Annotated in this window: 12 protein-coding genes and 1 tRNA gene; 9 read left to right on the forward strand and 4 right to left on the reverse strand. The window is 58.0% G+C overall.

Translation table 11 applies throughout. The annotated features are described in order from the left end of the window. Window positions 1-54: 54 nt before the first annotated feature. A complete protein-coding gene (locus tag ACYBHZ_RS10620; protein ID WP_460274250.1) occupies window positions 55-1,182 on the forward strand; it encodes a mechanosensitive ion channel family protein in 1,128 nt (375 codons plus the stop codon). A gap of 115 nt (window positions 1,183-1,297) precedes the next feature. Here the strand turns inward: ACYBHZ_RS10620 and ACYBHZ_RS10625 are convergent, their stop codons facing one another. Together ACYBHZ_RS10625 and uvrB are read right to left on the reverse strand one after the other, a co-directional pair. After that, the gene (locus ACYBHZ_RS10625) at window positions 1,298-1,684 is read right to left on the reverse strand and encodes a hypothetical protein (protein ID WP_460274251.1); all 387 of its coding nucleotides are present in this window, start codon (window positions 1,682-1,684) and stop codon (window positions 1,298-1,300) included. Between the two features lie 68 nt (window positions 1,685-1,752). Next, complete coding sequence (gene uvrB / locus ACYBHZ_RS10630) at window positions 1,753-3,933, reverse strand: excinuclease ABC subunit UvrB (protein WP_460274252.1); 2,181 nt, start codon at window positions 3,931-3,933, stop codon at window positions 1,753-1,755. Window positions 3,934-4,449: 516 nt separating this feature from the next. Between uvrB and ACYBHZ_RS10635 the strand changes: the two genes are divergently transcribed. Next, a complete protein-coding gene (locus tag ACYBHZ_RS10635; RefSeq protein WP_460274253.1) occupies window positions 4,450-4,761 on the forward strand; it encodes an ETC complex I subunit in 312 nt (103 codons plus the stop codon). Between the two features lie 78 nt (window positions 4,762-4,839). Next, window positions 4,840-4,916 (forward strand) — tRNA-Arg (locus tag ACYBHZ_RS10640). Window positions 4,917-5,104: 188 nt separating this feature from the next. Here the strand turns inward: ACYBHZ_RS10640 and ACYBHZ_RS10645 are convergent. Then, complete coding sequence (locus ACYBHZ_RS10645; RefSeq protein WP_460274254.1) at window positions 5,105-5,542, reverse strand: GtrA family protein; 438 nt, start codon at window positions 5,540-5,542, stop codon at window positions 5,105-5,107. Next, entirely contained in the window at window positions 5,539-6,963 is a 1,425-nt protein-coding gene (locus tag ACYBHZ_RS10650; RefSeq protein ID WP_460274255.1) for a UbiA family prenyltransferase, read from the reverse strand. Before ACYBHZ_RS10650 ends, ACYBHZ_RS10645 begins: the two co-directional genes overlap by 4 nt. Window positions 6,964-7,156: 193 nt before the next feature. On the opposite strand from ACYBHZ_RS10650, the gene ACYBHZ_RS10655 reads away from it, so the two are divergent. The 6 genes from ACYBHZ_RS10655 (at window position 7,157) to ACYBHZ_RS10680 (ending at window position 12,205) form a co-directional block, all read left to right on the forward strand. Then, window positions 7,157-7,906, forward strand: coding sequence for a nuclease-related domain-containing protein (locus ACYBHZ_RS10655; protein ID WP_460274256.1), 750 nt, complete (start codon window positions 7,157-7,159; stop codon window positions 7,904-7,906). A 445-nt stretch (window positions 7,907-8,351) separates the two neighbouring features. Next, window positions 8,352-9,215: a hypothetical protein gene (locus ACYBHZ_RS10660; RefSeq protein ID WP_460274257.1), complete on the forward strand. Its 864-nt coding sequence runs from the start codon at window positions 8,352-8,354 to the stop codon at window positions 9,213-9,215. Between the two features lie 234 nt (window positions 9,216-9,449). Beyond that, a complete protein-coding gene (locus ACYBHZ_RS10665) occupies window positions 9,450-9,752 on the forward strand; it encodes a helix-turn-helix transcriptional regulator (RefSeq protein WP_321831838.1) in 303 nt (100 codons plus the stop codon). Beyond that, a complete protein-coding gene (locus ACYBHZ_RS10670) occupies window positions 9,745-10,965 on the forward strand; it encodes a type II toxin-antitoxin system HipA family toxin (protein ID WP_460274258.1) in 1,221 nt (406 codons plus the stop codon). Before ACYBHZ_RS10665 ends, ACYBHZ_RS10670 begins: the two co-directional genes overlap by 8 nt. 306 nt (window positions 10,966-11,271) lie before the next feature. Beyond that, window positions 11,272-11,469 (forward strand): hypothetical protein, encoded by a 198-nt coding sequence (locus tag ACYBHZ_RS10675; protein ID WP_460274259.1) that lies wholly within the window; start codon window positions 11,272-11,274, stop codon window positions 11,467-11,469. A gap of 271 nt (window positions 11,470-11,740) precedes the next feature. After that, window positions 11,741-12,205 carry a uracil-DNA glycosylase family protein gene (locus tag ACYBHZ_RS10680; RefSeq protein WP_460274269.1) on the forward strand — a complete coding sequence of 155 codons (465 nt, stop codon included), beginning with the start codon at window positions 11,741-11,743 and terminating at the stop codon, window positions 12,203-12,205. The last annotated feature ends 50 nt before the right edge of the window (window positions 12,206-12,255 follow it).

Raw genomic sequence — 12,255 nt, forward strand, 5'->3', positions numbered from 1 at the left:
GGCTGAGGGACCTAGGTAAAAGGTATCACGCCAAAAAAATCAGGGGCCTCCCTTTTGACCTTCGAAGAGCTTCTCTCCGAACTTCGCAGCTTTTTATTCCGTCTCGATTACTTCTTTGTCGATGTCGCCATCGTCGTGGGCGCCATCCTCTTGGGGCTTGCCGTCAACTGGGGGCTCAGGGCGATCATTCGCCGGCTGTTCTCCGATCGCTCGCATGTCGCGCGGGTCACCATGCGCCAAGCGGTGATCCCGATGCGGCTCATGACGGTGTTTCTCTCGCTCATGGTGGTGCTGCCTCTGGTGTCACTGCCCTCGGTCTGGGTGGCGAATATCCGGCATGCGATGGGGATCATCTTTATTCTCGCGCTCGGCTGGGCGGCCTATATCGTGGCGAACCATTTCACCACGCGGGCGATGGGGCGCTATCACACGGATGACGAGGAAAACCTCACCGCGCGCAAGACGCTCACGCAGCTCAGAGTGCTGCGGCAGGTGTTGTTCTTTGTGATCTTCATGTTCACCGCTGGCGGCATCCTGTTGACCTTCCCCGGTGTGCGAGAGATCGGCACGGGGCTGTTTGCCTCCGCTGGTGTCGCCGGTCTTGTCCTCGGGATCGCGGCGCGGCCCGTGCTGTCGAATGTGTTTGCAGGCATTCAGATTGCATTGACCCAGCCCATTCGGATCAATGATGTGGTGATCGTCGAGGGGGAATGGGGCTGGATCGAGGAGATCACCGCGACCTATGTGGTGATCCGCATCTGGGACTGGCGGCGTCTGGTCGTGCCGCTGACCTATTTCATCGAGAACCCGTTCGAGAACTGGACCCGTGACAGCACCAACGTGATCGGGGCCGTGATGTGGCGGGTGGACTATACCGCGCCGATTGATGCGATCCGGGCGAAGGTGAAGGAATTCGTGCAGCAGAGCGAGTATTGGGACGGGCAGGTGGTGAACCTTCAGGTCGTGGATAGCGCGTCGGATGTTGTGGAACTGCGGGGGCTGATGTCGGCGCGAACCTCGCCTCGACTGTGGGAGTTGCGCTGTGAGGTGCGGGAGAAATTGCTGACGTGGCTGCAAGGCGCGCATCCGCATGCACTGCCGCGCACACGGGCGAGTTTCGAGATCAAGGGCGAGACGCCAAGCGGGGATGGGCCTTTGGGCAAGGGGCTGGCGGCGGAGTAGTAGAACGCATCGTCGCGCTCGGCCAATCGGACATGCTCGCATGTCCGAACGCGCCCGACCCGTCCCCATGGGCGGGCGCGTTTCACGCACCAGCCCTCGGGCCGGGCGCTTTGGCTTACCAGACGATATCTATGGTTTGTCCGTTAGAGTGCTTGCACACGCCGACGCCACCTGATGCTGTAATGAGCATAGAATCTGCATAGCGCATCTGGCAATTCAATGAGTTGCCTTGATCACCAAGTAGAACTGCTACGACTTTGTTGGTGCCACCGCTGCCGTAAATTGGGGTCATGTCCGGACCCCAAGCGGTATATGTTGTAGCTCCATCTGGAACGGCTTTTCCGGAGAAATTTTCGGATCCGATTTGGGTGGTGTAGGTTGTGAACCCCATATCTTCTTCGAAGTTGATTTGAACTTTTTCGCCAGTGCCACGCACTTGGCCAGTCATTGTGCCGCTACAGGCGGTGAGAATTGTTAGAGCGAGAATAGAAAGATAGCGCATAAAGCCCCCCGTTACATCAAATGCGAACATATTTGCGTTAAACGCTTAAGCTATGCAACTTAGTCTTGTTACTTCTTCCTCCCCCGTCCAGCCTTACCACCCCGCATCCCCGGTCTCCCAGCCGTAGACCGCCCGCTCTTCGCCTTCGCATCCGCCACGGCATCGTCCACCGCCGATTGCCGCGCCAGCGGGTCGTCGTGGAGCACCAGATCGACGGTTTCCAGACGTTTGATCTCGTCGCGGAGCCGGGCGGCTTCTTCGAACTCCAGGTTCTCGGCGGCCACGCGCATGTCGGTTTTGAGGCCTTCCAACACGGCCTGAAGGTTCTGTCCCGCCGCCGGTTTGTCGACCGTGGCGGTGACGCGGTTCATGTCGACGTCGCCTTGGTAGAGGCCGGCGAGGATGTCTTCGACGTTTTTCTTCACCGTCTGCGGCGTGATGCCGTGTTCCTCGTTATAGGCCATCTGCCGCGCGCGGCGGCGGTCGGTTTCGTCCATGGCGCGCTGCATCGAGCCGGTGATCTTGTCGGCGTACAAAATGACCCGCCCCTCGGCGTTCCGTGCGGCGCGGCCGATGGTCTGGATGAGGGAGGTTTCCGAGCGCAGGAAGCCCTCCTTATCGGCGTCGAGAATGGCGACGAGACCACATTCCGGGATGTCGAGCCCCTCGCGCAGAAGGTTGATCCCGATCAGCACATCGAACGCGCCGAGACGCAGATCGCGCAGGATCTCGATCCGCTCGATCGTGTCGATGTCGGAGTGCATGTAGCGCACACGAACGCCTTGCTCGTGGAGATATTCGGTGAGGTCTTCGGCCATGCGCTTGGTCAGCGTGGTGACAAGCACCCGCCGGCCCAGCTCGGCCATTTTCTTGACCTCATCGAGAAGGTCGTCCACCTGCGTCTCGACCGGGCGGATTTCGACCACGGGATCGAGAAGGCCGGTCGGGCGGATGATCTGTTCGGTGAAGACGCCGCCGGTCTGCGCCATCTCCCATTTCGCGGGGGTGGCGGAGACAAACACCGATTGCGGCCGCATGGCGTCCCATTCCTCGAACTTGAGCGGGCGGTTGTCCATGCAGGAGGGCAGGCGGAAACCGTGCTCCGACAGGGTCGATTTGCGCCGGTAGTCGCCCCGATACATGCCACCGATCTGCGGGACGGAAACGTGGCTTTCATCGGCAAAGACGATGGCATTGTCGGGAATGAATTCGAACAGGGTGGGAGGCGGCTCGCCGGGGGCGCGGCCGGTGAGGTAGCGCGAATAGTTCTCGATCCCGTTGCAAAAGCCCGAGGCTTCCAGCATTTCAAGATCGAAATTGGTGCGCTGCTCAAGGCGCTGCGCCTCAAGGAGTTTTCCCTCATCGGTGAATTTGACGAGCTGTTGTTTCAGCTCCTTTTTGATCCCGGCGATGGCCTGACGGATCGTCGGTTTCGGCGTCACATAGTGGCTGTTGGCGTAGATTCGGACATGTTCGAGCGTGTCGGTTTTCTTGCCGGTCAGCGGGTCGAATTCGGTGATGCTCTCAAGCTCCTCGCCGAAGAAGGAAAACTTCCACGCGCGGTCCTCCATGTGGGCGGGCCAGATCTCAAGACTGTCGCCGCGCACCCGGAAGGAGCCGCGGTCAAAGGCGGTGTCGTTGCGGCGGTATTGCAGCTCGACCAGCTCGCCCATCAGCTCCCGCTGGTCATAGTCCTTGCCCATCTCCAGATCGATGGTCATCGCCATGTAGAGCTCGGGCGAGCCGAGGCCGTAGATACAGGAGACAGACGCGACGATGATCACGTCATCGCGTTCCAGAAGCGCCCGCGTGGCGGCGTGGCGCATCCGGTCGATCTGTTCGTTGATCTGGCTTTCCTTCTCGATGAACGTGTCGGAGCGCGGGACGTAGGCTTCGGGTTGGTAATAGTCGTAGTAGGAGACGAAATACTCGACGGAGTTCTCCGGGAAGAAGCCTTTGAACTCGCCATAAAGCTGGGCGGCGAGGGTTTTGTTCGGGGCAAGAATGATCGCCGGGCGTTGGGTCGCCTCGATGACCTTGGCCATGGTGAAGGTTTTCCCCGTCCCGGTGGCGCCCAGAAGCACTTGGTTTTGCTCGCCGTCTTCGATGGCGGCGGAAATCTCGGCAATGGCGGTGGGTTGGTCGCCGGAGGGCTCAAACGCGCTGTGCATGACGAATTTCTTGCCGCCTTCGAGTTTGGGGCGATGTTTCAGCTCCTTCGGCGGATCGGTCATCAGGCGCGGGTCCATGGGCACTCTTTTCGTCTTTTAAGGGTCGTTTTCTGAGGCGTGGTTAACAGATGATCCCTTTTTGTTCGCCTTTCAAGTCTCATCGGGTCTCATCAAGCCTCCTGGGGGAGGTGCTTGGGTAAATCTCATGGGCAAGTCTTATGGGGGATACGCGTGCGGAAGCACGGAAAGGTAAAGATAGCATTACCACCTAAGGGATATAACATTTAAAATTTTTACAACCTATGCGGTATTTTTCTCTTGCATCAGAAGGGGCACAGTGCCTAACCTGATTGTGCAAGTAGCAGAAAAGACTGTCTCGATCGGGCGTGATACACCCACACACCCCCTCGCTCCCTCATACCCGGTCGGGCAGTCGCTTCGTCTGTTTGCCAATTCCCTCCAGATAAGTTTGATCTTGAAATTTACCCCGCTTCGGCGGGTTTTTTTTGTGCGTCAGAGGCTTCGCCCTGCGAAGGGCTTGAAACGGCTTGCGGAAACGGGGATAACCGGCGCAAGGCAAAAAGGAGTCACCCGATGCGCGCTCGTATCTATCAGCCCAGCCGCAATGCCATGCAGTCCGGGCAAGGCAAGACCAAGCAGTGGCATCTCGATTATGCGCCCGCCTCCTCGCGCGACATTGATCCGCTGATGGGCTGGACCTCTTCGACCGACACACAAACTCAGGTGCGGATGAAATTCGACACCAAGGAACATGCCATCGCCTATGCCGAGACGCATGGGCTCGACTACGTCGTGCAAGAGCCGCATAAGCGCAAACATAACGTACGCGCCGGTGGGTACGGCGAGAATTTCGCCACCGACAGACGCGCGCCCTGGACGCACTGATCCGGCCAATTTGTGACGACAGATGAGCGCCGGTTCGTCCCGGCGCTTTTTCTAACCCGGCCCTCGCGGCCAAAGAGCGGTCCCTTAGCTCAACTGGATAGAGCAGCTGACTTCTAATCAGCAGGTTTGGGGTTCGAGTCCTCAAGGGATCGCCAATTTTATATCATTTAATCTGTGTACTAGGCGTTTCGCCACTTCCCCGCCGAAATATGGGGGTGGGGGGCAGCGCTCGGACATATCGCGCTCTCGAAAATATATGAGCCCTAAAGCGATATGTTTGGCGCTCGGAAGTAGGACGTCGCTGGATATATCCGGCAAAAGGTGCAAAGTAGGCCGGTCAGTTTCAAGCGACTGTCTCGGTCACGTTCGGGCGAAAGACATAGCGGCGGTCGAGTTGGAATTTCACCACATAGCCGATGCCGAGGCCGAGGATTGCGCCTGCTTCGCGCGCGGGTGTGCTGTGCCAGATCCACCACGCGCCCGCTTCCATGCCCCAGAAAATCGCGGTGGTGATCAGCCCCATCGCGGTATAGAGCCCGAATTTGCGGCCATGCGCTTTGGCCCCGGTTTCCATGTCGTAAAAAATCCAGCGCTTATCGAGCAGGTATTTGACCACAAGCCCGATGCCCGTGCCGGTGATCAGCGCCGCGAGGAGGGCGCCGGGGAGGGTCCAGAGGGCGATCACGATGCGCTGGGCACCGAGATTGGCCAGCGTCGCCACGGCAGCGAAAAGGCCGTAGCGCAGAACCAGAGCGGGCAGCGAGAGCGGTGTGGCTTTCACAGAACCGCCCCCGCGACGCCCAGAGCGAGAATGAGCATAAAGGACAGCAGGCTGACCCTGTCTTTCGCGGCGAAGAGCACCGGGTCGTCATTCATCTGGCCGCGATGGGTGATCATTACCATGCGGTTGATCCAGTAGAACAGCACCAGACAGGCGCCCCAGAGGTAGACGGGCTGGGCGTAAAGTTCCGCCACTTTCGGCGCGCTGATGTAGAGTGCCAAGACCAGCACGGAGACATAGCCCGAGGCGAGCGCCATCATGGTCACGACGGGCACGTCATCGACATGATAGCCGCGGCCATGGGCTTGGAGCTTGCCGGACTTGCGGCTGTCGACCAGTTCGGCCTGACGTTTGACGGCGGCCAGCGAGAAGAAGAAAAAGATCGAGAAGGCCAAGAGCCAGACCGACATGGGGATGCCGGAGCTTGTGCCGCCCGCGAGAATGCGGATCGTGTAGAGCCCGGCCAAGGCGAAGACGTCCACAACGAGCTGACGCTTGAGATAGAGCGAATAGGCCGTGGTCAGGACGTAATAGATCAGCATGACCTTGAGAAACGGCAGGCCCAGCAGGATCGCCGGGATCAACCCGGCCAACAGCAGCGAGATCGCCATGACCGTGCCGCGCGCAATCGGAATCGTTCCGGCGGCGAAGGGGCGCAGGCGTTTGCGCGGGTGCGCCCGGTCGCCTTTCAGATCGAGCAGGTCGTTGAGCACATAGACCGAGGAGGCGATGAGGCTAAAGGCGACGAAGGCGACGAAGGCGCGGAAAAAGACGCCGAGGTTCAACTCATGCGCGGCCAGCATCGGGACAAAAATCAGGATGTTCTTGAGCCACTGATGCGGGCGGATCGCCTTGGCATAGGGGCGCAGATCGCGGGTTTTCGTTGTCAGATGCTCAATCGGGCCTTCGCACGCGACCTGAGCGCGCAGGTCCGGCTTGGCATTCACGGTGATCGCGGCATCGGCGACCTTCCAAATCGCCAGATCGGCCTCGTGATCGCCGGCATAGCAAAACCCGCCCTCGCCAAACTCCGCGACAAGGCGCTCTGCCTTTGCGGGGCCTTTGAGATTGGACTGACCGTCGGAGCCAATCACCACATCGAACAGCCCGAGATGCGCGGCAATCTTATCGGCGATGGCTTGGTCCGTCGCGGTGACAAGCGCAGTCTGCCCGCCGCTCTCGCGCCATGCGCGCACCCGTTCGATCACCGCCGCATCATAGGGCAGGGTGGTCACATCGACATCGGAGCGTTCCGCCAAGAGCCGCTTGAGCGCCGCCTTGCCGTTCGAGAGCGCTTTGAGGGCGCGAAACGGCAGCTTCCAATCCCGCGCAAAGCCGGACCAGAAGGTTTCATAGATCATATCAGAGCGAAGAAGCGTGCCGTCGAGATCGACAACAAGGGTCTGAGGGGCCTGTTTCAAAACAATTTTCCGAGCGACAACACGAGATGGTGCAAAGACTGTATGGCGTGAGGGGGCGTGTCAATGCTTGAGCGGGTAGGGAGGGCTAATCTGTTGGGAATTGGAGCGGGGTGAGGCTTGGCGGTGATATTTCATTTTGCATGATTTTGCAGAACAATCTTGCTAGCCTCTCGGCGTGTTGGGGAGGTGAGCCATGGAAGTGGCAGTTGTTGTCATTGTTTCTGTAATTTTTGTCACGATTGTCGCCTATCTGAAATCGCCCTCTGTTCGTGGCGCGCTGGGTGAGGCGCGGGTGAACGCATCGCTCCAAAGTCATCTTGGTGACGTTCAGTATCGAATGCTTAAAGATGTGACCCTGCCCACGTCGCGAGGAACGACGCAGATTGATCACATCGTTCTTTTGCGTTCCGGTGTTTTTGTCGTCGAAACCAAGAATATGTCGGGTTGGATTTTCGGCGCTGCAGGGCAAGCGCGTTGGACACAAGTGCTGCCGAAATTCAAAAAGCAGTTTCAAAATCCGCTTCGACAAAACTATGGCCATGTGAAGGTTGTGCAAGCGCTGCTCGAAATTCCTTCTGAGCATGTCTACAATGTTGTGGTCTTTGTCGGTGACGCTAAGCCGAAAAGTCCTATGCCTCCAAATGTTCTGTGGGGGGCTTCGGGATTGTCGGATTACATCAAAATGCGTCGAAACCCTGTATTTTCGGAAAGTGATCTTCATCGATTTGAAGAGCGGCTCAAGTCGCGCGCGTTAGAGGCGACCCGGCGAACACGACGAGAGCATGTGAGGTCTGTGAAAACGCATGTTGCAGGCAAGGCCATTGATAAAAGCAAATGTCCGCTGTGCGGTGCAAAAATGGTTGAGCGCACCAATAGGAAAACGGGAGAAACTTTTCGGGGATGTTCGCGATACCCGAAATGTCGAGGGTCACGGAAGAACTGAGAGGCTTCTTGTTCCCAATTGTCTTGCTGCGCTCGTTGTCTGCGGGGGAGGCTAGCCTGACGGAATGGTGCTGACGACGACTGGCGTAGAATTGGCTTCACGACGGCGAAGAACGGTCGGGAAATGTGTGTGGGACCACTGTCGAAACTTCGAGAAGTTTGTGGAGGCGAGTACCGGAATCGAACCGGTGTACACGGATTTGCAATCCGGAAAATTTCGTTGATTTCAAAGGGGAAAATTGTAAACGGACTTGTTTCGTTCAGGGTCACTTTTCAGTAGGTTACGAGGCCCAAGTAAACGGTTTTTCACAGTCTCCCGCTCTGGCGAAAGGGCAAAGAAAAACCGCTGAGGGGGCGGCCACCCACCTCAACGGCATAGAAGAATATTTCCTCCCCAATACCTACGGCATTTCCGGTCTGACCTCAACCCAATTGGCGGTGAGATCATGAGCTGGCGCATCGCAAATGAATGCGCCGAGCGCCGCTTTGGCAGCGCCGCACGCAAGCAGATCATCATGTTCCTGGCCGATAAGGCGAGCGATGATGGCTCGGGCATCTGGTGTTCCAAGGGGACGATCCAGCGCCACACTGAGCTCAGCGAAAGCACCGTCAAACGCACCATCATCGACTTCCTGCGTGAAGGCATTCTGATCGAGACAGGGCGGCGGCAATGCAAGAACGGCTACACCGTTATTTACCGCATCGTTCTGGAGCGCGTGGCCGCGCTAGAACCCACTGCAGAGCCCGAAATTGAGACGGGGTTCACTGTGAACCCCGTCCAGCCTGAACCCGGTACGGGGTCCACGGTGAACGGGGTACGGGGTTCACGGTGGACCCCAAACCATCCTAGAACCATCCATAAACCACCTACGCGCAGGCGCGAGGCGGCGGCGGAGCTTGAAGATCTTGAAGTTGAGAGGATCTTGGCGGCCTATCCCGAAGACAGGATCCGAGACCGGCGGACCAGTCTGCGCTTGATCGCTGCGGCCCTGAAGGCAGGGCTGAAGCCCGATGATCTGAAGCAGGCGGTCAAAGCCTATGCCAAGGAAAGCGAAGGTTACACGCGCAGCAAGGTTTGTTTCTCGGACAACTGGTTCAAGATGCGGCGTTGGGAAAAGGGGCTGGCCCAGATCCAGGCCGACCGAGAGAAAGCGCGAGAGGCCGAAGCCAAGGGGCGCGCCAGCCTCGCCGAGTGGATCCACGAGCGCCATCCCCTGTGCCGCCACATCACCAACCGGCAGATTGAGGATTTGGTCGCGTCAAAACTGGTGACGCCCGAGCAGGTGCGCGCTGCGGGGCTGCAGGTGTGACTTTCGAGGGAAGGGAACGCAATTGTTTCGTTCGAGACGACGCGTTGGATGAGTGCGGTTAGGTAATAAGCCATGTTTCGTAAGGGTGACCTTAATGCTCTCAATGTTATATTTAGATAACATAAGCAGTGGTGCAAGCAGTGGCGTTGGATCGTAAGGTTAAGCAGTGAAAATTGACAATAATGTTATTTCAACGTAACATATTGACGCTTAGTGTTGCTTGGAGGTTTCATTATGGCTGTTTCAATCAAAATGCCCAGGGCGGCGCGTAAGGAGCTCGTGACACTTGGGGAAAACATTCGTGTTGCGCGACTGCGCCGCAAGTTGACCGCTGAGATTGTTGCGCAGCGTGCTGGCACAACGCGGCAGACCATCGCCAAGATCGAAAGCGGGAACCCTGCAGTTAAGATCGGCACTTACGTGGCAGTACTGCAGGCGCTCGGCCTTCTGAAAGGCTGGGGGGATCTCGATGACCCGGTTGGCGAGCAGATGGCCCTGGATGACCTCCCGCAGCGTGCGAGACTGAAAAATGGTTGAGGTCTGGATCGACTGGAAAGGGCTGAAACGGGTTGGCACGCTCCACCGCACAGCGGGGCGTGGCAGAGAGCGGGTGTCCTTTACGTATCATGACGATTGGCTTGCCGACGAAAATGCCTTCGGGCTTTCGCCGGACATGCCTCTCGTCAGAGGGCAATTCGTGCCTGAGGCAGGGCAGGACATGCTTGCACCGCTTGGGGATTCTGCCCCCGACACCTGGGGACGAACGGTGATGCGGCGCTATGAGGGGCGCATGGCAGAGGCCGAGGGGCGACGTCCGAGGACGCTGCAAGAAACCGACTACCTGCTTGGGGTGAATGACGAGACCCGGTTGGGTGCGCTGCGCTTCAAGGTTGATAGCGAGTTTCAAGCGCGCGAAGGCATCGGCGTGCCTGCGCTCGTAAGCCTCGGGGATTTGCTTCATGCGTCTCAGCGCGTTCTGCGCGGTGAAGAGACTGCTGAGGACCTCAAGATGCTGTTTGCACCGGGAAGTTCTCTGGGCGGCGCTCGGCCGAAGGCCAGCATTCTCGACCAACACGGCCGCCTGTCTGTCGCCAAGTTCCCGAAAGAGACCGACACCTATTGCGTGGAACGCTGGGAAACCATTGCACTAGAATTGGCAAGACGCGCCGGAATCACGGTTTGTGATCACACGCTTGAGATGGCAGGCGACAAGCCGGTTTTCTTGTCCCATCGGTTTGACCGGAACGGTGACGGCAGGATCCCGTTCATCTCAGCCATGGCGATGCTGGGCGGCAAAGACGGCGAAAGCTACAGCTATTTGGACCTGGCAGATATTATTACCTCGGAAAGCGTCACGCCTGACCAAGATAGAGAAGAGCTCTACCGGCGGGTTGCCTTTTCCATTCTCGTCACGAACCTCGATGACCATATGCGCAATCACGGTTTTCTGCGGGGGCGTGGCGGATGGCACCTCTCACCGGCCTACGACATCAACCCTGTGCCGAACCAACCGCGTGTGCTCAAAAGCTACGTTGATGACAACAATCCGGACGCCAGCATTGCCCTGCACCGCGCGCAACATGAATCCTATCTTCTCGAACGCGGCGAGGCAGACCGCATCATTGCAGAGGTAGCCGAAGCAACTATGGCTTGGCGTGACGTTGCTCGGACTTTGGGGGCTCCGGAGAGGGAAATCAAGGAGATGGCGACAGCCTTCGAGCACGAGGAAGCGGATTTGGCGCTAACGTGAGCTGGGGCCGTTGTGGAATTGGATTGACCGAGAGCCGTTTGGCTGCAGCGGGATTTTGAGGTCCTTGGTCTTTACGATGCGTTACGACGTGGCAGTCGGTTGTGGAGTGCCGAACTCAGACCCTCAACGCCGTGTTTCTGATTGCTGAACATAAGCGGGCAGCCGTAGCAGGCGCGGTGTAAGCCCCGCTTCAACAAGAAAATTCCCCTGCGCCAGCGCATTCCTCGCGAAGCAAGTTTCTCGCTGACAGCCACTTGCTGCCAGCTTTGGCCATGTTCATCGAAACACTCAAAGTGAGGATCAAAAATGGCTACTCAAACTCTGAAACTGAACGTCAAATCCGGCGAAAAGGACGGCAAAAACTTCTGGGACCGCTGCGGCGTCCTCTTCGTCAACACCGACGACAGCGGCAACATCACATCGATCAACGTCAAACACAGCATGTTTCCCGATGTCGAAATGGTCGCCTTCCCGCGCCGCGATGAAAATCCGGTCACCGAGTGATCTTAGCGCCAGGGCGGGTTTCCCGCTCTGGCATTCTTCTGGGGCGACAGAACTAAGCTGTAGTTCGGCTTTCAGGTGAAATTTCGTGGGCATGGGCGATTTATTTCTGCCGTATTCACTTCGCTATCGGCTGGACTGTAAGGACGTATTCGCACCACGTCGCCGGTGCCCTTGGGTTCCCGATCATGGTCAGCTAGGCTTTCGAGATGTGTAGGAACGCCGCTGATTTCAGATTTGTCCATGTACATCCAAGAGTACTGCTGGTCGGGGCCTGTCTGGACGTGAAGAGGAACGGGACGGAAGGCCTTTCGCAGGGCAGTCCGGCCAAAATCTTGAAATCATGCTGCGACGCTTGCAGGTCCTGCATCCGCTGGTTTTTCCATCGCCGCAACTAGATGCCTACAGCTTAGTCAATGCACATTCACTGCCAAGATATCCCGAGCGCGAGGGATATGATGGGAGCACGCAGCCACGCAAACAGGACGTTCTGGCACCCGAGAACCGAGCTAGGTTCATTGCCCGTTTGCAGCGCGTTCAGCCCGAAATCATCGTTTACCTGGGAAAGGCGGCACAGTTCGCCCACGAAGTGTTTGAAGAGCATATTCCTGACATAAGAGCCTACCGAACAGGGCACCCATCAACCCAAGCCTGGAATACTCCGCGCCAATATCGAGGCATGCCGCGAGAAGAAAAAATCCGCCGCTGGGCTGAAGACCAGTTCGCTGCAGTTGAGTGAAGTCGGCGCACGGCCCGAAGCGTGCGAAATTGGGTTGCCTCTGTTCTGAG

It is taken from the genome of Celeribacter sp. ULVN23_4 (assembly GCF_054788345.1).